This is a genomic window from Mesonia algae, from assembly GCF_003253545.1.
In the GTDB taxonomy this organism is placed as follows: domain Bacteria; phylum Bacteroidota; class Bacteroidia; order Flavobacteriales; family Flavobacteriaceae; genus Mesonia; species Mesonia algae.
The window spans coordinates 73,769-98,618 of record NZ_QKYV01000006.1 but is presented as its reverse complement, the minus strand read 5'-3'; the positions used below and the strand labels follow the sequence as shown (position 1 = coordinate 98,618).

Here is a 24,850-nt window from a genome sequence, read left to right as displayed (position 1 = left end):
AAGCTATAGTTTCTATTTGCATACTTAAATTGTAAGGATAGGCAGTTTTATCGAACAAAACAGCCTATAAAACTTTGCAAAAAGTAGATTTCATGTATATTATCGACTTATTTAAAATTGAATTATGAAAGAGAATAAAATGCTTAATTACATAAAAAACGTAATAGAAAATATGCCAAGTGATTGGTTACATTTAACCACTCACCGTTTGGATATTTATAATGAAGAATTAGCTAAAACACAGTTTTTAGATCAGTTTGAAAACTTGTTTAATGATCATAACTCTACAACATCGGCTTTAAGTAAGTTACCTACTGCTTACGACTATATTCGACTAGGACATCCTTTATCTTCTATATTGGAATGGGGAATTGCGAATTTGCACGAATTAGATGCTGAAGAAGTTATTAGTTTTCAATCACAAACGGTTCCAGTTTTAGCCATTCTAAGAAAGAACTTATTAGAAAATAAAAAAACTCAAATTCTTTACACGCATCAATTGCCAGATTTCTTTGATGCTGAAGTGATAAAACGTGTTTACGGTTATCAATTTGAATTAAAGAAAGTTGACAAAACTTCAGAAATAGCCACTTTTGAAGGAAGCACTGTTTTGATTTCAGAAAACGATAAAGTTTCTAATGTAGATCTTAACTCAAACATAGATTTCTATATTAACTTATATGGAGATCTGGGAAGTGTTTTATTGATAAATGGAAAACAAAATGAAAGCTATATATCGGCTATTCAGCATGTGAGAAGAAGAGAAACAATATCTATGACACCCGAGAATTGCTATACCGCTTTAAAATCTCTAGTAGCACATTCTTCCGTGGAAACTAAAAAAAATATAGCTGAAACAAATAAAACAAGTGTTAAAGGTTCTATTAATTCCATAACAGGTACAACTACAAAAGCATTGGTTGCTTCAAGCGGATTATCGATGCAGTATGCCATTATGATGGGACTTGTTCACGATGCTTTAGAAAATCATAAAGGAAAAGAAATTAAATTTATTGTTCCTCCAAATTGCTATGGAGGGACCAATGACCAAGCTAGAAGAGTAGCTGCTTGTCTTGATAATGTTGAAGTAGTAGATTTGCCGGTAGATGGTGATAATGATATGGTTAAAAGTATCGATACGGTGTTAACGCGAATCGCTCAAGAAGATGCAGTTCCTTATATTATCGCAGAGATTCCTACAAATCCAAGAGTAGAAGTTCCCGAACTTCAAAAATTAAAAGAAGTTTTAAGTACCGAACGTAAAACCGCAACAGGAGAAACTGCTATTGATCCCGTGTTTATTCTCGACCAAACGTTTTGTCCTAATTATCAGTTTTTAGGTGAAGGTAAGATACTTTCTAAGGTGCGTACCATTTCCTATGTAAGCGGATCTAAATTCCCTAGCGGCGGAAAATGTACTGCTGGCTACTGTGTGGGGAATAAAAACACAGAAGCATTGATTAAAAAAGTAGAAAAGCATTTAGAACTTTGTGATAATGAGGCGACAGCACTTCAATATGAAATATTAGCGAAGCAAATGCCTTCTATGAATCAGCGTATAAAAGATGCTTATAAAAATACGCGTGAGTTTGTAACGTTTATTCAAGAAGTTTTACCTGAAGCTAAGATTAATTTCGTTTCTGATGAATTAGCAAATGAAGGTTTTACGCCATCGGTTTTTTCATTAGATCTTCCTACCAAAGGAGAAACTGCTGAAGAAAAAGAAGCTTACAAGAGAAAATTAAACTTAAAATTGATTAATCTAATGATTACTGAAATCCCTACGGAAAGTAAGTTTTGTGTTAGCTACGGTCAGTTAAAAGGTTGTTATTGGACGGTACCTGCGACCTCAACTCAAGGTACTACCAAAGAAGGTGACAAAGATTACATCGTTAGAGTTTCTGTTTCTGGCAACTTAGATCTTGAACTTCACAAGAAGGTATTTTTAGATTTTGTAGAGAGTATCTAATTCTCTCACAAATAAGTAAAAAAGCCGTCTATTTTACAAAGTTTCTGTAAAATAGACGGCCTTTTTTATAGAGCTATACTTATTCTAATCTAGCTTTTAAGGTATGATTTCTATGGATTTTACCGGTATGGGTTTCTTCAAACTTTTCTACAAAATAGATTTTTTTAGGTTTTTCAAATTTAGATAAACCCTTATGTTTGTGAATTTGTTCGGTTAGATCTTTTAGACTTTCTTCAGAAAAAGGAGCTTCCACAAATAAGATTACTTTTTCTCCCAACGCATCATCTGGTAGTGAAGTGATAAAAAAACGATGGAGAATTATAGATTCTAATTTTCTTTCTACTTGTTCTGGAAAAATCTTGATTCCGCCAGTATTGATAACATGATCTATTCTTCCTCGCCAAAAGAATTTTTTATAAGTTACCAATTCTACAATATCATTGGTAGTGATAGGGTCTGGTGAAACTCCTGGTGCCTTAATAATTAAACACCCCCTATCATCTATACTTACCGTTACATTAGGTAATACCTTAAACGGAATTTCTTTTTTCTTACTCTTTTTTGAATTTACCCTACGAGCAGCAATATGAGTGACCGTTTCTGTCATTCCGTATGTTTCGTAGATTTTGGTAGAGATCCCTTGAACAAGTTGTTTCAGCGGAAGCGAAATAGCTCCGCCTCCCACGATCAATTTAGAGATTAAATGCAGTCTTGCTAAAGAATTGTCTAATTGAAATGGAGTCATCGCGCAAAAATCAAAACGTTTATACATTTGATCTAAGGGATTTGATTTTGGAGGTACACTTTCTATATGCCAACCTAAAACCATAGCGCGTACCAACATCATTTTACCGGCTATATAGGTTGCGGGTAAACACAATAATGCCGTTGTTTGTTCTGGAAGTTTAAAGAATTTACCGGTAGCTTTAGCGCTATTTACCATCCATTCTTTTTCAATTTTTATAACTTTTGGGGTACCTGTAGAGCCAGAGGTATGTACTTCTACAAAACTTTTATCGTCTAACCATTCTAAAAAAAAGTTTCCAATCTCTTGTTCGTGGGGTTCTCCTTCTTGAATATAAAATGTAGACAATTGAATAAGTCCAGATTCATTCAATTGGTTTCTATTCAACTGAAAATCTTCATGTATATGTGGTGTAAAATCAACTGTGTTATCTACCATAACCAAAGGTTGTATTTCAATAAAAACTGAGTGTTATCAAAACAATAATTTTAATTTATAATTTCTGCAGGAGCTTCAACTTTACCAAAAAGTTTTTCTTTCCAATTTTTCCATTTATAGGTTTTTGCCATAATGATAAAAAAGATAGGATATACGATTAATAAAGGTAAGAAAACATCAAAACCTATGGTAGGTTCTGCGACATCTTTCAATAGTGATTCTGACTGGAAAGCGGTCCAATTTGCGGTGACTAGAATGATTCCGACAAGGTTATTTCCTGCATGAAAACCTAAAGCCAGTTCCATTCCTTCATCCATTAAAGTAATAATTCCTAAAAACAAACCTGTACCTATGTAAAAAAATAAAATGAGATAACCTAGTTTATCTACTTCAGGATTAGCAATATGCAACAGCCCAAAAATGATGGAGGTCATCATTAGTGGAAACCATTTATTTTTTGCTAGCACTCCAAAGCCTTGCATAAGGTAACCTCTAAATAAATACTCTTCTATACTCGTTTGTATGGGAACCATCACAATAGCAATTAGACAAAGGATAAGGAATGGTATAGGTTTAAAATTCCATCCATAATTTTCTGGGTTACTTTGATAATCAATGAGTATAGAAACCGATGAGAATACAGCTATCAGCCCAAAACCAAGTAAAACCCTACCCCAATCAACTTTTTTCCTTATCGTAGTGATAGTCATAAAATTAATGTGATGTAGGTATTTAAGGGCAATTTTAAGCCCTATAAAACCTACTGCAAAAGAAAGTAAGAGTAGAAATATGAGAAGGTTAGGATCTAAACTTTGCATCATTTGGGATTGCGACATCGTAGAAGCTTCCCAACCATTTTCTAAAATGATGGCCACCGTTAATGGGATTTGACCAATAACAGCAGCTAAAGCAACTATTAGTGATCCTACTAAATATAACCAAAAATCGTGCTTACCACGAAAGGCTTGTTCTATAAACATCTAAAATTTTATTTGTTGAGTTTCCCAAGTTATTTGGGGATTATAATTTAAATTCTCTCCTTTTACTTGCAACGGACTTTCTATATTATTTGTAAATAAGCTTCCCGTTCCTAAACCTTGTGGCATTGGGTTATTTTGTAAATACGTGAATTGTGCAATTGCATTTAAACCTATATTGCTCTCTAACGCGCTGGTAATCCACCAACCTATTTGATTTTTTTCAGCAATATTCACCCATTCTTTTGCTCCTTGAAAACCGCCAATAAGACTCGGTTTTAAAATGATATATTGAGGTTTAATTTCTTCAATCAAATTTTCCTTATCGGAAGTATTAAAAACACCTATTAATTCTTCATCTAAAGCTATAGGCAAGGGTGTTTCTTTACATAATTTAGCCATCTCTTTATATTGACCTTGACGGATGGGTTGCTCGATGCTATGCAAACTTAAATCGCTTAACCTCTTTAATTTTTCTAGCGCATCTTCTGGCTGAAATGCTCCATTGGCATCTACTCGAAGTTCAATTTCTTTAGCTGAAAATTCTTTTCGTATATACTGAAGCAGCTCCATTTCGGCATCAAAATCTATAGCTCCTATTTTAAGTTTTATACAACTAAAGCCTTGCTTTATTTTCTCCTTAATTTGTTCTTTCATAAACGACTTCTCCCCCATCCAAATAAGTCCGTTGATAGGAATACCCGCTTTTCCATCTGTAAAATGAGAAGGAAAGAGAACAAAAGGATCTTTGCTATCTAAAGACTGCAAAGCCATTTCTAACCCGAATAGTATAGAAGGAAACTCTTTTAATTCCGTAAAGAGAGAATTGATATCATCTTCTATATGTGTACAAAGCCATTGGAGTTTTTCTTCGTAATCGGGACGGTCATCTATACTCAATCCCCGTAATATACCGCATTCCCCAATTCCTTTTTTCCCTTCTTTTTCTATGATTATATACCAAGTTTCTTTGGTAGTAAGAACGCCCCGAGAGGTTCCACTGGGGCGTTTAAAGTTTAAAATATGTTTGTGATAAGTTGCTTTCATTAAATCTCAATGCTTTCTCCTATTTCTAACAAAAGAAGTTCTTTCTTTTTCATTTTAAATTTCTCTTTCGCTACTTTATGATCTATTTCTATAAAACCAAACGTATCATAATGACAACCTAATATCTTACTACATTCAATAAAATCGCTTGCGATCACTGCATCATCCACTCCCATCGTAAAATTATCACCAATAGGTAAGACTGCTAAATCTAGGTCGTGACGCATGGGAATAAGTTTCATATCCATAGTTAGTGCGGTATCTCCTGCAATATAAATACACTTTTCACCAGCTTCTACAACAAATCCCCCAGGTTGTCCTCCATAACTTCCATCAGGAAAAGAACTGGTGTGAATGGCATTAACGTAGGTCACTTTACCAAAGTCAAACTCCCAAGAACCGCCATGATTCATAGGGTGTACTTTTAAATCTTTCGCCTCATAATGATTAGCAATTTCATAATTACTCACCACCGTAGCTCCTGTATTTTTAGCAATAGCTTCTACATCTAAAGTATGATCTTGATGCGCGTGGGTAACTAAGATGTAATCTGCTTTTAACTGCTTTATATCTACTTTATCTTTAGAAAGGTCATTCCCTGTGATAAATGGATCTACTATAATATGTTTTCCGCCAACTTCTATCGAAAGGCTATTTTGTCCGTAAAAGGTAATTTTCATGACTTTAATTTTGGCCTGAATTTAATAAAAATAGATGTAACCTTTTAAAGCTTCACATATATATAACATTTTTAGTTATTCGTATTAAACACACCCCATATAAGGTATTTCATAAAGTGCTAAAAAACAGTAAGTTTACTATAACTTAAAACCTTATATCATAAAAAATCTAACCTTTTATTATGGCTATTTATTCCGACAATATCTTCAATAAGCTATGAAAAGGACATTGAAGGTAATTTAGAGTTAACCACCTAACCAAAATTGAAATTTGATAGTTTTATCAAATTTATTTTAAACTCTTTTTAATCGTTAAAACCATATACAGCAACAAGCTCTCTCAAAAATTTGTTTGTTGTGGCTTGAATAGAGAAGTTCTGTAATGGATTTCTCTTTGCTTTTTTAGATTAAGCTCAGTATTAAAAAAATAAGAGATATAGCAAAAGTACTTAAAGCAACTTTTTTAAGTTCAGGATCTAACAATACCGGACTTGTATTTTCTTTCACTGTTTTTAAATGAAAAAATAAAGGAACAAAAGCGAGCAAGCACCAAGCAGATCTATAAAATTGAGCGAGAAGAATAAATAATGTAAAACAGATAAAACCGAAGAGAATTAAGAAATAATGATATCGTTTTGCTTTTTTAGCTCCTAAAAAAACAACCAACGTATTTTTTTGAGCTTTAGCATCACTTTCTTGATCCCGCATGTTATTTAAATTCAACACTGCTGTACTTAATAAACCTATGCTTATAGCAGGTAAAATATCGATAAAGTTAAAAGAATGTGTGTATAAAAAATGAGATCCCAATACACTTACCAAACCAAAAAAAAGAAATACAAATACGTCTCCTAAACCTCGATAGCCGTAAGCAGATTTCCCTACAGTATATTTTATTGCTGCTGCGATAGAAGCTAAACCCAATAAAAAGAACAACATAGAAAATAAAAAATTTTCACTTCCGAAAGCGGTATAAATTAAAAGTGAAGCCATTATTATGCTAAAAAAACTAGCTACGATCATTCCTATTTTCATTTCTTGATGAGAAATAATTCCGCTTTGTATTGCACGCATAGGTCCTACTCTATCTTCATTATCGGTACCTTTTATTCCATCTCCATAATCGTTTGCAAAATTGGATAACACCTGTAAGCCTAAAGTCGTTAAGAGTGCAAAAATAAATATGGGATAAGAAAAATAGCCTTCCCATTTTGCTAAAGCTGTACCTACTAAAATTCCAGAAATAGAAAGTGGCAAGGTCCTTAATCGTGCTGCAGAAACCCAAGTTTTAAATTTTGTCATTATGAACGAATTTTAAATAAGAGTTCTTTATACAAATCTATAGGTGTCGCCGAAACAGAGTTAATCCCTTTGCTTTTCATATCTATTTCTCTTAAGGTAGCCACAATACCACTCACTTCTCTCATAGGGTAATGATTTGCTGCAGTACTATAATCGGCTACAAAATAAGGGTTTATTTTAAGAGCTTTAGCAACACTTCCTTTAGACTTATCTTTTAAACCGTGATATAATAACACTTTAGAAAAGAAATTATAAAGTATAGGAATAGTTAAGACTATGGGGTGATTTTTTTGATTTTGAGCAAAATATTCAATAATGCGGTATGCTTTGGTGTAGTCTTTTACTCCAAAAGCTTTTTGTAATTCAAAATTATTAAAGTCTTTGCTTATCCCAATATTTTCTTCAATAATCTCGGGAGTAATTTCATTTCTTCCCGCTAAGATCAATTCAAGCTTATCTATCTCATTGGTGATTTTTGCTAGATCGTTCCCTAAAAATTCGGTAAGTAAGTGAGCTGCTTTGGGAGAAATGTTATATCCTCTTCGTTTTACCTCATCCTTAATCCAAGTAGGAATTTGGTTTTCATAGATTTTCTTACTTTCAAAAATAACTCCGCTTTTCGCTATAGCTTTATAAACACGTTTACGTTTATCTAGCTTTTTATACTTGTAGCAAAAAATTAAAATCGTGGTAGCTTGAGGATTTTCAGCATAAGCCTCTAATTGATTTTTTTTCTTATCGGTCTGCGCTAAAATCTCTCTAGATAAGTCTTGCGCTTCCTTCACCAAAACTACTTGATACTCTGCCATCATAGGAAAACGCTTAGCTGTACTCAACACCTCATCTAAGCTTACATCTTTTCCGTAAAGGGTAGTTTGGTTAAAAGCTTTTTCATCTTCTGTTAAAATGGTGTCGCTTAAATATTCTGATATTTTATCAATATAGTACGGCTCCTCTCCCATCAAAAAATAAATTGGCTTTAATTTTCGCTGTTTTATATCTTGTAAAAGAGGGTTCAATTCCATAAAAAAATAACTTCGCTAAAGCGGAAAAGGTAGAAATTTGTTTTCTTTGGTGTCTATGAATAAACTTAACTTTCCGTCTTATCAATTTCGGTTCAAAAATAACGAAAATAAAGTGTCTATTTTTGATGTTATACGTAAAAAATTTATCATTCTTACGCCAGAAGAATGGGTAAGACAACATACCGTTCATTATTTACACCAGGAAAAAAAATATCCGCTACAGCTTATCAATGTAGAAAAGCAGCTTCAACTTAACGGATTGATAAAACGTTATGATGTGGTTGGGTTTTATAAAGACGGTAGTTTACAGCTTATTGTAGAATGCAAGGCCCCTTCTGTAAAGATAACTCAAGATACCTTCGACCAAATTGCGCGTTACAACATGGCTTTAAAAGCACGTTTTCTAATGGTCACTAACGGATTGAATCATTACTTTTGTCAACTGAATTACGAAGAGGAGAAATATGAATTCTTAAAAGAAATCCCCAATTTCTCTAGTTAATAACAATCTATGACCACAGCAGTAGTAATTTTAAATTGGAACGGGAGAGCGCTTTTAGAGCAATTTTTACCATCAGTGGTGAAGCACTCTAGTTCTGCAAACATTTATGTCGCCGATAATGCTTCAACAGATGATTCTATAGCTTTTGTTAAAGAGAATTTTTCAGAGGTTAAAATCATTCAGAATAAAGTAAATGGCGGCTATGCGAAAGGTTATAACGATGCTTTGGCAGCATTAAAAGAAGATATTTTTATCCTACTGAATAGCGATGTAGAAGTAACCCCCAATTGGCTAGGTCCTCTTGAGTATATGTTCGCTTCTTCACCAAACATAGCCGTTATTCAGCCTAAAATTCTAGATTATAAAAAGAAAACTCATTTTGAATATGCGGGAGCCGCTGGCGGGTTTATTGACCAATTAGGTTATCCTTATTGCCAAGGAAGAATCTTTAATACTTTAGAGAAAGATGAAGGTCAATATAATGAGGATAAAGAAATTTTTTGGGCAAGTGGCGCTTGTTTAGCCATTAGAAGAAGTGTATTTGAAGAAGTTAATGGCCTAGATGAAGATTATTTCGCTCATCAAGAGGAGATCGATTTATGTTGGCGCATAAAAAATAAAGGTTATAAATGTTGGTACAATGCTTCTTCTAGTGTTTACCACTTAGGCGGAGCTACTTTAAATGTTATGAATCCTAAAAAAACATTCTATAACTTTAGAAATTCGCTTTACAATTTATTAAAAAATGTTTCTGGTATTAAAGCTTACGTATTTATATTCATTCGAATGCTGTTAGATGCTGTTGCCGGAATTCAGTTTTTGTTTCAAAAAAGACCTCAACATTTTTTAGCCATATTAAAAGCTCACGCTAGTTTTTATCTGCATTTTTTTCAGTTAAAAAGAAAAAGATCACAAGGGAATGATTCTCAAAGATATCCGCTTATATTTTCAATTGTCTGGAAATACTTTATTCAAAAGAAAAGAAAATTTAGTGAATTAAAATAAGTTATAAAATTGTTAATCTCTTATAAACGTATTTCAATTTTAATAGCTTTGGTGCCTCAAAACAAGTATAAACAATTAAGTTATGAAACGTATATTTTTATTTACAGCATCTGCTGTTTTATTATTTTCTTCTTGTGTTTCTTCTAAGAAATACAAAGAATTAGAAGCGAAGCAACAAGACACTCAGGATCTATTAAACACAGCTACCGTAAAGCTTAATACGTGTTTAGAAGAAAAAGAAAACCGAGTGAGTAGCTTGCAAGAGCAAATTAACTTGCTTAAAAATACCAACTCTGCTTTATTAAATTCTCAAGGAGATTTATCTACTTTATCTAAAAAAGGAGCAGAAAACTTAGAGCGTTCTTTAGAAAGTATTAAAGAAAAAGACCTTCAAATTAAGACTATGCGTGACGCGATCAACAAAAAAGATTCAGTTACTTTAGCATTAGTTACTAGTTTAAAAGGTGCTTTAGGAAACATTAACGATGAGGATATCGAGATTAATGTAGAAAAAGGAGTTGTTTTTGTATCGATTTCAGATAAATTATTATTCCGTAGCGGAAGTTACCAAGTTTCTAACCGAGCTAAAGAAGTGTTAGGAAAAGTAGCTAAAGTGGTAAAAGACAAGAAAGACTTTGAGTTTATGGTAGAAGGTCACACCGATACCGACCCAATTAACAATTCTTGTATTATTGATAACTGGGATTTAAGTACTAAAAGAGCAACTGCTGTGGTACGTATCTTACAAAATGATTTTAACGTAGATCCTTCAAGAATGACTGCTGCGGGTAGAAGTGAATATGTCCCTGTAGATAGCAACTCTTCTAGAGATGGAAAAGCAGCTAACCGTAGAACAAGAATTGTTGTTCTTCCTAAGTTAGATCAATTTTACGGAATGATTGAAGAAGGAATGAAAAAAGCAAAATAAGCTTAGATTAAAGATTATAATTAAAAAGTCCTCGATAAATTATCGAGGACTTTTTTTATTCCGTAAAGAAAGGTTCGTATTGCAAAACTCTAAAATCTATAGTATCTAACTGCGGATTTTTGATTTTCATTTGTTTATAAAGCCCCATACTTCCAACCGCTCGGTTAGCAGCTCCAGAAGGTGCTGTTAGAGAAACTGTTTTAATTAAGCGCCCATCCAACACAAATTGATGTATTCTTGGTACTTCTATGCTTACTTTTTTTAACTGAATATCTTTTAAACCTTTTATATGTCTTCTAAAAAAATACTCTGGACCGTTTTTGCTGTTACCACCCGTAAATAATAAGGTGTCTACTTTTGGGTTTTCTCTCAAAATGCCAATTAGGTCTCTCAATTTAGGCTTTAACATGCCAATATCGGAAGCATCTATTTTCTCCCGATATGCATATTCTACCATATCGCAAATCCCTAAGTTATTTTCTACGAGTAAGTTTTTTCTATCTTCTATCGCTTTCGCGGAATTTTCAAAACGTAAATCTACTTTAAAGATTTGAGCTAAAATTTTCCAAAGCTGTCCGTCACGGCTTCCGTAGCAAAAATTTACATCATCGGGTTTAAAGTCACCAGTCGTAAATCTTGGTGGCGGTAAAGTACCCACAATAAGTTTGGTCGCAGATTCTGGAATAAAAGGCGGATAAGGGTGTTGGTGTTTAAACATACTACGCTAATTCTACCACCAAATCTTCACTAAAAACCATAGTGCCTTTTTCTAGGTGAATTTTTTTAATTTTTCCACTGGTATTCGCCGTAATTGTAGTTCCCATCTTCATCGCTTCAATAACAAACAAAGGCTGATTTTTTTTCACCTCCTCACCTTCTTTTATCAAAATTTCTGAAAGTGATCCTTGCAACGGAGCTGCTACGTGTTTATCATTATCTTTTTCCGCTCTTAAGTGACTTACTTTTTCTACTTTAATAGAAGCATCTTGTATTTCTACGTTTCTAGTTTGTCCGTTAATTTTAAAGAAAACGGTTACCTGCCCTTCTTCATTAGCGTCTCCTACAGAAACCAGTGTGATCAATAGCGTTTTACCTTTATCGAGTTCTACAATAATCTCTTCGCCGGGTTGCATTCCGTAAAAGAAGTTTTTGGTAGGAATTTGCATCACCTTACCATATTTTACGTAGTGATTGTAGAGGTCTTCAAACACTTTAGGGTAAAGTTTGTAAGACAGGAAATCTGTTATTTCCCATTCACGATCCATTCCTTTTATAAATTTCTTTTTAAATTCTTCAAACTCCTTATCAAAATCTACAGGTTCTAAATGCGCATTAGGTCGTTCGGTGTAAGGAGCATCATCTCGTAATATGATTTTTTGAAGTTCTTTCGGAAATCCGCCGAAAGGCTGACCCAAATCTCCTCTAAAGAAACTTTTAACCGATTCTGGAAAACTTATACTTTCTCCTTTTTCTAAAACATCTTTTATCGTGAAATTATTACTCACTAAATATTGAGCCATGTCTCCTACTACTTTACTACTAGGTGTCACTTTTACAATATCTCCAAACAGCTGGTTGACCTCACTGTACATTGCGGTAATCTCGTTAAACCGGTCTTTTAGTCCTAAAGATTCAGCTTGAGGGACTAAATTAGAATATTGTCCTCCAGGAATTTCATGGCGATACACTTCTCCTGTTCCCGATTTTAAACCAGATTCAAATGGATAGTAGTATTCTCGCATGCTCGTCCAATAATTAGAATAAGCATTAAGGCTATTAATATCCATTTTATTTTCTCGCTCTTGGTAACGCATCGCTTCTGCCATTGCATTAAAATTAGGCTGAGAAGTTAAACCAGATAAACCTCCTAAAGCTACATCTACTACATCTACACCAGCTTCAATGGCTTTCATATACGTGGCAGATTGTATAGATGAGGTATCGTGTGTATGAAGGTGAATAGGAATATTAATTTCCGTCTTTAAGGCTGAGACTAATTCCGCGGCAGCGTAAGGTTTTAATAGGCCCGCCATATCTTTGATGGCTAAAATATGAGCTCCAGCATTTTCTATATCTCTTGCCAAACGTAAATAATAATCTAAATTGTATTTACTGCGTTGCGGATCTAAAATATCGCCCGTATAACACATGGCTCCTTCGGCTAGTCCGTTGGTTTTGGTTCTTACATATTCTATACAAGGTGCAATAGACTCCATCCAATTGAGGGAGTCGAAAATTCTAAAAATATCAACTCCATTTTCCCAAGCTTCTTCTACAAATTTTTCGATAAGATTATCGGGATAAGCAGTATAACCGACTCCGTTTGAACCTCTAATCAACATTTGAAACAAAACGTTAGGCATCGCTTTTCTTAATAAGCGCAAACGTTCCCAAGGGTTTTCCCTTAAAAAACGCATACAAACATCAAAAGTAGCACCTCCCCAAACTTCCATACTAAATACTTCTGGATGGTTTTTAGCAAAACCTTCGGCCACACTTAGCATATCTTTAGTCCGCATACGAGTAGCCAATAAGCTTTGGTGTGCATCTCGCATGGTAGTATCGGTAAAATGTATCTTCTTTTCGGCTTTAAGCCATTGAGAAAACTTTTCTGGACCTAATTCTGTAAGTAAGTCTTTAGTTCCTTTAGGGTATGCTTGTTGTTTATCAAATTTTGGAACTACTGGATTAACCAACTTTTTAGTAGAATCGATGGTTTTTACATCTGGATTTCCATTAACAATAATGTCTCCAAGAAAATTCACCATTTTGGTAGCTCGGTTTCTTGGCTCTTTAATTTCAAATAGCTTGGGTGTATTTTTAATATAGTTAACCGTTACCTCTCCTTTTCTAAATGTAGAATCATTTAAAATATTATCTAAAAACGCCATGTTGGTTTTTACACCACGTACTCTAAATTCGGCTAAAGCTCTACGCATTTTTCTACAAGCGCCATCTAAAGTTCTACTGCTAGCGGTAACTTTTACCAACATAGAGTCAAAAAACGGAGAAATATTGACCCCTTGATAAACACTACCTGCATCTAAACGTATTCCAAAACCGCTAGCGCTTCTATAAGTGGTAATGGTTCCGTAATCGGGTTTAAAATCGTTTTTAGGATCTTCGGTGGTTATTCTACATTGTACAGCGAAACCTTTTACTTCTAATTTATCTTGAGAAGCAATTTTAATTTGTTGATCTTCTAATTTGTATCCGCCTGCGATAAACAATTGTGCTTTTACCACATCGATTCCTGTAACCACTTCGGTCACCGTATGTTCTACTTGTATTCTCGGGTTGACTTCTATAAAGTAAATGCTCCCGTCATCATCTACAAGAAACTCAACTGTTCCCGCATTGTTATAATTTACAGCATTTCCTATTTTTAAAGCATAGTCGTATAATTTCTGTTTGGTTTCTTCCTTTAAGCCAAAAGATGGAGCGATTTCAATTACTTTTTGATAACGACGTTGTACAGAGCAATCTCGTTCAAAAAGATGCACTAAATTACCGTGATTATCACCCAATAACTGAATTTCGATATGCTTAGGGTTTTCTACAAATTTTTCTATAAAAACAGTATCATCTCCAAAGGCGTTAGCTGCTTCTCGCTTAGATTCTGGATAGGCTTTACGGAGTTCTTCATCTGTTCTAATTACCCGCATCCCGCGACCTCCACCTCCAGAAGCTGCTTTTAACATAATAGGATAACCTATTTTTTCTGCTTCCGCGGAAGCGATATCAACTGTAGTTAATTCTTTTTCATTACTTTTTATAATCGGGATATCATTTTCTATCGCCACCTTTTTGGCCATAATCTTATCTCCCAAAGCTTTTAGGATGGATACTTTAGGACCTATAAAAATGATGTCGTTATCTTCACAAGCTTGGGCAAAGTCGGCATTTTCTGATAAAAATCCATATCCAGGGTGAATGGCGTCAATCCCGTTTTCTTTAGCCACAGCTATAATCTTATCAATATCTAAATAAGGTTTTAACGGCTCTGAGTCTTCTCCTATTTGGTAGGCTTCATCTGCCTTGTAACGATGTAGAGAATAGCGATCTTCAAAGGTGTAAATTCCTACAGTACGTAGACCAATTTCTGTACACGATCTAAAAATACGAATAGCAATTTCTCCTCTATTAGCGACTAAAACTTTGTTGATTTTCATAAGCTTTGATGGAATAAAAAATTAAAAAAATGAGTCCGATTTAAATATCTGAATAATGATTTTAATTAGCCTTAAATTTTAGAAAACCTTAATATTTTAAAATTATAATTGTTTATCCTAAAAACGGTTATCACCATCTAAAAGATTTCCTAAACCTCCCAATAAACTACCTTCTCCCTTATCTTTTCCTCCTCCTTGTGGTGCAGCTGCAAAAACTCTACTGGCTAACCTACTAAAAGGTAAAGATTGAATATAGACTGTACCTGGTCCTGTTAAGGTAGCGAATACCATCCCTTCTCCACCAAAGAGTGTATTTTTAATTCCGCCTACAAATTGTATATCGTAATCTATAGTGGCATCAAAACCAATAATACAACCTGTATCTACTTTAAGTTTATCTCCTGCTGCCAATTCTTTAACCGCCGTAGTTCCTCCAGCGTGAACAAACGCCATCCCATCACCTTCTAGTTTTTGCATGATAAAACCTTCTCCTCCAAAAAAACCTCTACCCAAACGTTTTGAAAACTCTACTCCTACTGAAACTCCTTTCGCTGCACATAAAAAAGCATCTTTCTGACAAATAAATTTTCCATTAAAACGATCTAAATCTATAGGAATAATTTTTCCAGGATATGGAGAAGCAAAACTTACTTTCTTTTTCCCTGAGATGTTATTGTAGAAAAGAGTCATAAATAAACTTTCACCGGTGAGTAGACGCTTTCCTGCCCCCATCATTTTTCCTAAAAAACCTTGGTTTTTGGTAGAGCCATCCCCAAAAATAGTTTCCATTTCTATACCTTGATCCATCATCATAAAAGAACCAGCTTCGGCTACAACAGCTTCTTGAGGATCTAATTCTATTTCTACATATTGCATTTCTTCACCAAAAATTTGATAATCTATCTCGTGTGCATTCATTTTTTTTATTGTTTTGATTAAAAATATACGCGAACAAAAGGCATAAAAGCACTTCCATAAATACTTTTATCTTCCTTATATAATATGTCGTACCTCACGCCAATTGTTACATTTCCTACCACATATCCTCCTCCCAAAAATAAAGCGGGATACCAATAATTTTCTTCTAAAGTTTCGTCAAATGTTTTCAACTGCCTGTTTACGCGTAATTGTTCAAACTCTGCCGAAAATTGAAGTTGTTGAAAAGGCGTTAGAATGCCCAAAACGCTGCCCCCATAAACAAAAGCTTTATAATGATCGTCATTAACATAAGTCAAATTGAGTCCAACTCCTGTAGAAAAGTATTCGTTAAAAGGATAAATCGCACTCGGAGCTAAAGATCCCGTAAAGTAATCATCTCCAAAACCTAAGCCTAAGCTTCCACCATAACGCAGATTACTCCAAAAATCATTTCCGTTTGACGATGAAAAAGTTTGGGAGGTAGAAGTTAATGAGAAACAAAATAGAATAAAAATGAATAAATTTTTCAAAAAGTTCATGATAAAATATTATGAATGATTAAAAATAGATGTTTTTTAAATAACCAAAACAACCAAATTCGCACTAAATTACGTTAATTTAACTATAGATAACACTAAACAAAAGACAAAATAAAAACAAATATCAACCAAAACTAAAATAAATTACCAAATCAACAATTTTAACATTTAAATACATATAAAAACGATTAAATGCTTTACCTTTAGGATACTAGCAAAAACACCCCTAAAAACAAATTATTAATTAATTAAAAATTGAATTGTCATGAAAAACACTTTACTTAAAGTGCTTTCTGGTGGCTTGATTGTTTTTGGACTGTTAATTCCTCAAATTACAATTGCACAAACCTATCAGAGAGCAGACTCACAAACGAATAACAATACTGGCGTTATCAAAGTCGAAGACCCAGGTAATGCGATCGACACAGGCGTCGACGGAAGAGGAGACTTAAGTTCTTTCTCTACAATCAAAGCTTCTTCAGGTGTAGCATTGGGAGCTGGAGCTTATACAGGTCATCAAGAGTTAATTTTCCCTACGGGTGCAACTCCTGGAGCCAATCAAACCACTTACATCAGATTAGATACGCAAGATGGGGTATTTAAAGCTTTGTTAGGTGGGGCTTTAGGAGATGTATTAGGAGGCCTATTAAGTGATGTTTTACTGGGAGATCAACAGGTAAACATTCAGGCAAAAAATGGCAGCACTATTGTTTTAGAAGGAGATACTTCAATCTCAAACGACTTTGCATCAGAAGATTTGAGAATTGTAGCAGACGCAAACAATAATTACTATGTAGCCGCTACACCCTCAACAATTTATGATAGGATAAAAATAGAAAATCGAATGGGTGCTCTTGTAGGTTTTTTCAATACAAAAAAGATCGATTTGTATGGGGTATATTATAACACTAGCACAAATAATTGTGAACAAGCTAAGTATACTTCTTTTTCAGGAAGCGGAGGGTTAATTAGCGCTTTAAATGCCTCTAGTGGAGTTTTGAATGCAGGTAATGCCATTGATAATGACCCCAACTCCTATTCTTCTTTGAGGTTACCTATTTTATCTGTTGCAGGGGACGTGCAGCAAACTATTTATTTTGAAGGTCCTTCCGCTAGTACCGATACGTACCATTTGAGCTTAGCTTCTCCGTCTGATATTGTAAGTTTAGATTTATTGGATAATATTTATATTGAAGCTTATAATGGCAGTTCTTTAGTAGATTCACAACAATTAAGCAGCTTAATAGACTTAGACTTACTTGGTATATTTAACTCTAATGATAAAATAAATATAGCCTACACCCCTAACGCTTCTGCGAATAGAATTAGAGTAAGGGTCCAGAATTTAGTCAATTTGAGTTTAACGTCAGAGCTACGCTTGTACTCTATCACCAAAAATCCACCTTTACCAACTACCCATTTTGCGACACAGATTACTCCCACCACAGCCACACTAAATGGTAGTTTGAGTGATCCTTATAACTGTATGAATAGCACCTATGGATTTGAGTACAGTACAGATCCTGATTTTGCTGAAGGAACAGGAACTTTTGTAACCTCTTCTAATTTATCTAGTGGAGATTTTAGCTTTGACCTAAATGGTTTAAATACGAACACCAATTATTATTTTAGAGCCGTCGCGAATGTTGATGTAGATGGAAGCATCTTTTCTAATTACGGAAGTGTTGAACAGTTTTTTACAGGGAGTATCATTTGGGACGGAACAGAATGGAATAATGAAATTGGACCTGACGCTACAGATTCCTCTAATGGAATCGCTATCATAAATGGCGATTACAATACAGATACCCACGGCAGTCTAGCAGTACACGACTTAACCATTAACGCACTATACACTTTAACAGTAGAAAACACCAATTCTTTTACTCTTAGCGGAAGTATTACTGCTCCAGATGAAAGTATTGATGCTAGTGAGGGTGAGATCATTTTTATAGGGACAGATAATATTGTTCTCGATGGAGATCTATTAGTCGATAAAGATAATAGTGCCGATAACCGAAACGGACATCAAATCGATAAAGTACAAGTCAATACTACTGGTGGAGCTGAACTAGAAGTACTTAATGAAGTGGAAGTAATGACTAGCTTAAATTTAGGCACCGAAGGTATTTTAGCTTTACAAGATAATGCTGAAATCATTTTTAATAGTGATGACAATGGTACTGCATTCTTTGGTGAAGTTGGCGGAGTGTGTTCTTCTTCAAGAATTACTTATGGTAATAATGCAGGAGTCACAGTTGAACGCTACATCCCCGCAGGTTCTACCGACGGAGGTACGGTAGCTGTAAGAGCTTATCGCATGCTTACTTCTGCTGTAAATGCAGGAACGATAAACTCTAACTGGCAAGAAGGAGATACAGATGCTACTTATAACACAGGAAACAACTCTTTAGGTAATATAGTAGGGTTTGGTACTCATATTACAGGAGGCAGCAATACTAATGGCTTTGATTATAATGCTACAAACAACCCTAGTACTTATACCTATAACAATCAAGCTCAGAGTTGGAGCGCTCTAGCCAATACAAATGCTACCAATTTAAACGTAGGGGATCCTTACTATATTAATATTAGAGGAGATCGTACCTTAGATATGAGCACCAATGCTCCCGATCCTATAAGTACAACCATAAGAACTAAAGGAACTTTAAAATTATGCGATAGCGATTTAACAGATGCAACCTTAGCAGGTGGAAACGAAGAGTTCAGCTTCTTTGGAAATCCTTATCAAGCTCCAGTAGATATGAACGAAGTATTAACAAATACAGGAACCAGCGAAATTAACCCTAATTTCATTTGGGTCTGGGATCCTAATTTAGCCACTAAAGGAGCTTATGTGGTGGTAAATGTTACCGATAACACCAAGAGTAATCTTAATAGTAATGTAAACCGATTTCTACAAGCAGGCCAAGCCATCTTCGTGGCTAATGTATCTTCAGTAATTGGTTCTCCAAATCTAAGTTTTGAAGAAAACGATAAAAATATAGAAGAAGATAATTTGGGTGTATTTAAACCTTCTGGAGCATCATACGCTTTAAATATTCTCTTAAAAAGCGGAGCTAACACTTTAGATGCGGCAGTAATTGACTTTAACGATGATAATGATAACGCAGTCAACGATTATGATGCTAAGAAATTAGGAAATTCAGATGAAAACTTAGCGCTAGTAAACGGCTATCATTTCTTAAGCATAGAGCAAAGAGATATTCCTGTAGATTTAGAAGAAATACCATTATATGTAGGCTCGTATAGACATCAAGATTATCAATTCTTAATCAATTGGGAAGGGATTTCTAACATGCAGGCTTATCTTGTAGATAATTATTTACAAACTTCTACAGCTTTAGTTGCAGGAGAGAATGTATTTAATTTTAGTGTAGATGAACAAATTGCAGCAAGTGTAGAAACTGATAGATTTAAAATAACTTTTGAAGATAGCAGCTTAGCTAGCAATACGGTTAAAGCTAATGGGTTTAGCCTATATCCTAATCCATTAAACAATGGCGTACTAAACATCTCTAATCCCAACTACACAAGAGAAATGGAAGTTTTTATCTTTAATAATGTCGGACAGTTGATGATAAAGAAATCACACACCGCTATTACTGGAAATACAAGCATCAATATGAGCCAATTGGCTGCAGGTGTCTATTTGGTAAAAGTAACCACAGAAAATACCACATTCACTAAAAAAATTATAAACCCCTAAAAATTAATTTCTATGAAAAAATATATCAAGAATATTATATGCAGTATAGCTCTTTTAGGATGTTTCTCTATAAGTTTCGCTCAATTTCCAGGCGGTCCTGGAGTCCCTGATGAAGACCCTATAGATAATCCAGCTGCTCCAATCGATGACTACATTCCTTTTGTGCTTATCTTAGGCGCTGGGATAGGTGCATACAGCCTTAGTCTAAAAAAGAAAAAAGCCACTGATTTTTAATTATAAAATTGTTTTAATACATAAAACCCGCTTAGATATGATCTAAGCGGGTTTTTTAATCACGGTATTAATATGTTTCCGTGCAAATAAAATTTTATGCTTATTTTCTAAGCAGTTTTCTACTAAAACTTTTCCCTTGAGAATTTACTTTTACGATATACATACCAACAGAAAGAGAAGACACATTTATAGCGAGAGTATCTGATGAAGAATCAAAATATTTCTTTTCCGAAACTCTATTTCCTAAAACATCATAAATTTCAATATTAACTTCACTTCCTAAAAAATTCTCCCCTTTGATATATACCACATCTCCCATAGATGGATTAGGATACAATTGAAGATTACTTACCCAATGATCGCTTGTAGCATCTAAATTATTTTCCTCAAAAACAATTTTAAATCGGTTTGGGTCAATACTAGCTGGTAAATTCTCATCTACAGAAAATGACACCCACGTGCTAGTATTATTTTGAAGTGGAGTATATATATCTAAATAAGCATCGTACAAAGAAGCATTTAGCATATGGAGCTCATTAACATCTATCCTAAATTGATAATCCTCTGCTCTGTAAGTATAATTTATCAATTGAATCTCATCTCCTACCATCGGGAATTCTTTATTCTCTATACTCAATAAGTCGTTTCCATTTTGAATAGCTAGGTTTTCATCTAAATTAAAAAGTTTTGTGGCATCTCTAGCATCAACTGCGTTATTGAAATTATCACTTAAATTAATTACTACTCCATCAATAGAGTGACTCAAACTACTTTGAGAATCTTGTCTAAACATATTGATTTTTATAGAACCTGTTTGTAAAGACTGAGATCTAAAAACAGTTTGAGTTGCATTAGAGTTTAATTTATAATCTTCCGTAAAGCTAATCGTTGCAGTATTGTTTATATTCCCTTCTTTCTTTATAAATACAGCTTGTCCTGGTTGCAAAAATTTATTTGCTTCAGAACTGGAGTTAGAATTAAAATTTAATTGTGCATCCACGGTCACAAATGCACCTCTTTCGTTCACAGTCGGGTCCCATACATAAATAAACTGAGGGTTAATCAAGGAAGAATTATCTAATACTTGCTCCATATCCACAATAGCTTGATAAGGATTCCCCATAAAAATAAAACCAGAATCTGGAGAATCTACAGATAATTGAAGATTCCCTTGAGATAAGACTCCTTTAGTTCTAATAACCGTTGGGGTTGGAGGAGTATTATTGTTAGTCACATCAACACCTCTATCTCCACGCACCATTAAACGATAAGCTTTTCCCGCCTCAATTATATTTTGATTGGTATTGGTGACTACATCCCAATTTTGAGTTGAGTCATCATAAGCATACAACGATGGACTTCCTGAAGCTGTAGCATCAAAACCATTTTGTCCCGTAGTAGATCCCGTAATATGGGTTCCAAAACCTGGGTGCGGATTTAGGTTATGAGTTAAAGAGGTATTATTTACTCCTTCTTGCCAATTTTCTTTTATAGTTCCTGTTGAAGTTACCGATGAAGAGATAAATCTAAAAGCTCTTTTAGCAGGAAAATATCGTTCTGTAACTACCTCGCCCACAATTTGACCTCCCTCTATTGGCGCTAAAATAGCCGTACGATTTTGAAAGCTCTTAAAAGTTAACTGATCATTTGTCAAAAGATCACCCTGTTTTAAAGTCACTACACCCAAGACACTTATAGGTGTATTTATAGTTACTGAAGTTGGGTTATCGATAATTAAATTACTAATGTGATCATTTTCGAAGACTCCTGCAGAGATAAACTGTGCCTCTTCTCCGCTAAAATATACTTCTGAATTGAGGTCTGAAGCTTTTATTGTATTTGTACCACTGACTATAAATTGACCGCTTACTTTTAATTGTCGTCCGTTAATGTCTAAATGAGTTGCACTAACATTTTCATAGTTATGTATACTAACATTAACTGGAAGTTTTAAATCATTTACTGCATTTTCGTCAAAAACTAAATCAATCTCTCCTTGAGGATCTGGAAAACCGCTACTCATATTCAACCAATTACTGGTCGTTGTCCATTGATTATCGCTTGCTCCTGTCCACACATACGTAGAACTTTGGTCTGTGGTAAATCTTTTCTTGTGCGGAGAATTAGCCTGATCTCCATCGGTGTCTACAATAGCATTCATCCAAATTATACTTGTACTCGTTGGATTAATAGTAGATATTGTCGTAAATATCAGTTCTTTTCCATCAGAGCTCAACATAGGAGCATTATTTAATTGATCATCTACTGTGGCAGACCAATCCAATCCGTTTTTTAAATTATATTTCCAAGAACCATTCAAGACACCTGTATCTAAGGCTTCGTTAAAAACCACCTTAAATTGATTGGCATTCATATACTTCATAGATATGGCATATGGTCTTTCAGAAATTACTTGTTGATATCCATACACTTCTTCAACTACATTTAAAGTCGTGCTGGAGTTTTGAATATAGTTTCCGTTGTTATCTAACCACCCATTCATCATGGTATTCAAATTGGAGTGAATGGTAGAACCATTCGTTACTTCTACATCATTGAAAGTAACCGAATTATTACTTTGCTGATCGATTGAAAAACTCCCATTTAAAATGGTTAGGCTTTCTTGAGAAATAAAGTTGGGGCCGCCCGAGAATAAAACATCATCTTGTAAAGTAAGGGTGCCATTTCCTCCATAAAAATGAGGACCTCCAGTAAAAGCAGTTTCTCCTAAGATTTCTAAGTGAGCATCATCTAAATAAAAACCAACACCTCCACTAAACTCTGCATCTCCAAAAATAGAGATATCTCCATTCTGGGCTTTAAAATTATTCCCTCCACTAAATTTTGCATCATCTTCAATAATCATTGTCGCATTACCTAGGTAAAAACCTGCTCCACCGTTAAATTGCACCTCCTCTTTTAATTCTATATGACCTGAATCTCCGTAAAAGACATGGGATCCTGAAAACTTAAACGGACCATAACTTGTAAGATCTCCTGAGCCTAAATGAAATTCTCCCGCTCCAGCCAAAGACAAACCAGCAGTAGGATTAATGACACTTCCTATGTTAATACTTCCAGAATGATTGTCAATTTCTCCATTCCCATTTAGCTTGAGACCGTCTAAAAAACTAAGGTTTCCACTGGCTATTTCAATTTTTCCTCCAATCGTTGAATATTGATTTACGATTAAAGAACCATTTCCCAAATTAATTTTTCCGCTATTACCTATGCTCAAGGTCCCATTTACCTGAAGCTGTGCTTGGTCACCAAATTCTAAGGTTTGGTTATTACTCCCTAAAGTCAATTTCTTTATAACTGCCTGAGAAGATAAAACTGGTTGGTGATTGGAAGAGTGAATATAACCAATCGTTACGTTGGAGTTAGGCGTAGGAACACCATTAGTCCAATTACTGGCTAGCATCCAGTCGCTACTTTGAGCACCATTCCAAGTTGTATTTTGCGACATTACACTTCCCGTGGTAAACACAAAAAACATTACTAAAATTCTAATACCATACATCATAATAAAAACCCTTAAACGCTGATAATCAGCAGAATTTTTTTTTTAGGGGCGCAAAATTAGTGTCTGAGAATACTTTAAAACAGGCTAGATAAATAAACTCGTTAAACGGTGCTTATTTTCGTTAAAATAAACACCAGCGAGTATATTGTTGATAAGTAGATGATTAACACTTTTTATCCTAAAATGATAAAATGTCTATCTATAAAATGGGAGTAGAAGTTGAAATATGAAGCATTACTCTAAAATATATTAGTAAATTCATATTTAAGCCTAGAACAATACGAGAAGAGTATCTAGATATTCTTGTTATTAATCAACCCCCTTAAAAAGATTTTAAGCTTTATTCTGTACCAAAACAGATAATAAAATATAACCCAAAATGATAAAAGGTAGAGCGATAAAATGAAATATAACTATTCCAACTAGGCTCATAAGTAGAAAAAGAAATCTATACCAATTATCCTTAAGAGATAAGTTTTTAAATTTCAGAGCAAACAAGGTCACTTCCGCGTTCAGCAAAATACAACTCAAAATACTTAAACCAATCAGAAAATAAGGGTTAAGTATAAAAGTAGTAACCATTTCACTTTCGTGGAAATGAAGAATTAACGGTAAACTTAAAATGAGTATAGCATTGGCAGGTGTTGGCAAACCTATAAATGAACTCGTTTGGCGGTCATCAATATTAAACTTAGCTAATCGGTAGGCAGAACCCAAAGTAATTAGCAGACCAAATAAAGCAATAAGCGGAAAATTGATTTCAAAAGTAGAAGCTCCCCAAGCTAATGGTGCAAGAACATCGGCCCCTAAGGCTTGGCATAATAGTTGAAACATAACTATACCAGGCACTAACCCGCTAGTAACCATATCGGCAAGGGAGTCGAGTTGTAAACCCAATTCACTTTGTACGTTTAGACTTCTCGCTGCTAGTCCGTCAAAAAAGTCAAAGAAAATACCTAAACCTACAAAAACGGTAGCCATTAAAAGTTGATTTTGTAAAGCTAGAATAACGGCTATACTACCACTTAACAGATTTAATAACGTAATAAGATTAGGAATTTGCTTTTTTAACATGCCAATAATTTTTATCAAAAATACAAAAGAAAGCCTTTG

General features: G+C 34.4%; 18 protein-coding genes. 6 read left to right on the top strand and 12 right to left on the bottom strand.

Translation table 11 applies throughout. The annotated features are described in order from the left end of the window. The first annotated feature begins 124 nt into the window (after nucleotides 1–124). A complete protein-coding gene (locus tag LX95_RS11085) occupies nucleotides 125–1,969 on the top strand; it encodes a PLP-dependent aminotransferase family protein (protein ID WP_111541528.1) in 1,845 nt (614 codons plus the stop codon). Nucleotides 1,970–2,048: 79 nt separating this feature from the next. Here the strand turns inward: LX95_RS11085 and LX95_RS11080 are convergent, their stop codons facing one another. The 6 genes from LX95_RS11080 to holA form a co-directional block, all read right to left on the bottom strand. Continuing rightward, nucleotides 2,049–3,152 carry an AMP-binding protein gene (locus LX95_RS11080; RefSeq protein ID WP_111541527.1) on the bottom strand — a complete coding sequence of 368 codons (1,104 nt, stop codon included), beginning with the start codon at nucleotides 3,150–3,152 and terminating at the stop codon, nucleotides 2,049–2,051. A gap of 50 nt (nucleotides 3,153–3,202) precedes the next feature. Next, the gene (locus LX95_RS11075; protein WP_111541526.1) at nucleotides 3,203–4,132 is read right to left on the bottom strand and encodes a CPBP family intramembrane glutamic endopeptidase; all 930 of its coding nucleotides are present in this window, start codon (nucleotides 4,130–4,132) and stop codon (nucleotides 3,203–3,205) included. After that, nucleotides 4,133–5,176, bottom strand: coding sequence for an o-succinylbenzoate synthase (locus LX95_RS11070; protein WP_111541525.1), 1,044 nt, complete (start codon nucleotides 5,174–5,176; stop codon nucleotides 4,133–4,135). It lies immediately after the preceding gene. Further along, nucleotides 5,176–5,856 (bottom strand): metal-dependent hydrolase, encoded by a 681-nt coding sequence (locus LX95_RS11065; protein ID WP_111541524.1) that lies wholly within the window; start codon nucleotides 5,854–5,856, stop codon nucleotides 5,176–5,178. The genes LX95_RS11070 and LX95_RS11065 overlap by 1 nt, the downstream gene beginning before the upstream one ends. 402 nt (nucleotides 5,857–6,258) lie before the next feature. Next, nucleotides 6,259–7,158: a 1,4-dihydroxy-2-naphthoate octaprenyltransferase gene (gene menA / locus LX95_RS11060; RefSeq protein ID WP_111541523.1), complete on the bottom strand. Its 900-nt coding sequence runs from the start codon at nucleotides 7,156–7,158 to the stop codon at nucleotides 6,259–6,261. Next, nucleotides 7,158–8,183, bottom strand: coding sequence for a DNA polymerase III subunit delta (holA, locus tag LX95_RS11055; RefSeq protein ID WP_111541522.1), 1,026 nt, complete (start codon nucleotides 8,181–8,183; stop codon nucleotides 7,158–7,160). Before holA ends, menA begins: the two co-directional genes overlap by 1 nt. A 55-nt stretch (nucleotides 8,184–8,238) precedes the next feature. On the opposite strand from holA, the gene LX95_RS11050 reads away from it, so the two are divergent. The 3 genes from LX95_RS11050 to LX95_RS11040 all read left to right on the top strand — a co-directional run bounded on the left by LX95_RS11050 (nucleotide 8,239) and on the right by LX95_RS11040 (nucleotide 10,618). Next, nucleotides 8,239–8,685, top strand: coding sequence for a type I restriction enzyme HsdR N-terminal domain-containing protein (locus LX95_RS11050; RefSeq protein ID WP_111541521.1), 447 nt, complete (start codon nucleotides 8,239–8,241; stop codon nucleotides 8,683–8,685). A gap of 9 nt (nucleotides 8,686–8,694) precedes the next feature. Next, on the top strand, nucleotides 8,695–9,690 hold the full coding sequence (locus LX95_RS11045) for a glycosyltransferase family 2 protein (protein ID WP_111541520.1): 996 nt from the start codon (nucleotides 8,695–8,697) through the stop codon (nucleotides 9,688–9,690). Nucleotides 9,691–9,772: 82 nt separating this feature from the next. Next, entirely contained in the window at nucleotides 9,773–10,618 is an 846-nt protein-coding gene (locus LX95_RS11040) for an OmpA/MotB family protein (RefSeq protein ID WP_111541519.1), read from the top strand. Between the two features lie 55 nt (nucleotides 10,619–10,673). On the opposite strand, the gene LX95_RS11035 is transcribed toward LX95_RS11040, so the two are convergent. From LX95_RS11035 to LX95_RS11020, 4 genes are all read right to left on the bottom strand, one after another. Beyond that, on the bottom strand, nucleotides 10,674–11,336 hold the full coding sequence (locus LX95_RS11035; RefSeq protein WP_111541518.1) for a uracil-DNA glycosylase family protein: 663 nt from the start codon (nucleotides 11,334–11,336) through the stop codon (nucleotides 10,674–10,676). Between the two features lies 1 nt (nucleotide 11,337). Then, nucleotides 11,338–14,790, bottom strand: coding sequence for a pyruvate carboxylase (locus tag LX95_RS11030; protein ID WP_111541517.1), 3,453 nt, complete (start codon nucleotides 14,788–14,790; stop codon nucleotides 11,338–11,340). Nucleotides 14,791–14,907: 117 nt separating this feature from the next. Continuing rightward, nucleotides 14,908–15,708: a TIGR00266 family protein gene (locus LX95_RS11025; RefSeq protein WP_111541516.1), complete on the bottom strand. Its 801-nt coding sequence runs from the start codon at nucleotides 15,706–15,708 to the stop codon at nucleotides 14,908–14,910. Nucleotides 15,709–15,725: 17 nt separating this feature from the next. Further along, nucleotides 15,726–16,247, bottom strand: a complete 522-nt coding sequence (locus LX95_RS11020; RefSeq protein WP_111541515.1) for an alpha-ketoglutarate decarboxylase — start codon at nucleotides 16,245–16,247, stop codon at nucleotides 15,726–15,728. A gap of 265 nt (nucleotides 16,248–16,512) precedes the next feature. On the opposite strand from LX95_RS11020, the gene LX95_RS11015 reads away from it, so the two are divergent. Together LX95_RS11015 and LX95_RS11010 are read left to right on the top strand one after the other, a co-directional pair. Continuing rightward, complete coding sequence (locus tag LX95_RS11015) at nucleotides 16,513–19,977, top strand: T9SS type A sorting domain-containing protein (RefSeq protein WP_111541514.1); 3,465 nt, start codon at nucleotides 16,513–16,515, stop codon at nucleotides 19,975–19,977. Between the two features lie 12 nt (nucleotides 19,978–19,989). Next, nucleotides 19,990–20,211, top strand: coding sequence for a hypothetical protein (locus tag LX95_RS11010; protein WP_111541513.1), 222 nt, complete (start codon nucleotides 19,990–19,992; stop codon nucleotides 20,209–20,211). 100 nt (nucleotides 20,212–20,311) lie between these two features. Here LX95_RS11010 and LX95_RS11005 read toward each other — a convergent pair whose 3' ends face one another. Next, nucleotides 20,312–23,737 (bottom strand): T9SS type A sorting domain-containing protein, encoded by a 3,426-nt coding sequence (locus tag LX95_RS11005; protein WP_111541512.1) that lies wholly within the window; start codon nucleotides 23,735–23,737, stop codon nucleotides 20,312–20,314. A 333-nt stretch (nucleotides 23,738–24,070) separates the two neighbouring features. Further along, a complete protein-coding gene (locus LX95_RS11000) occupies nucleotides 24,071–24,811 on the bottom strand; it encodes a CDP-alcohol phosphatidyltransferase family protein (protein WP_111541511.1) in 741 nt (246 codons plus the stop codon). Between the last annotated feature and the right edge of the window lie 39 nt (nucleotides 24,812–24,850).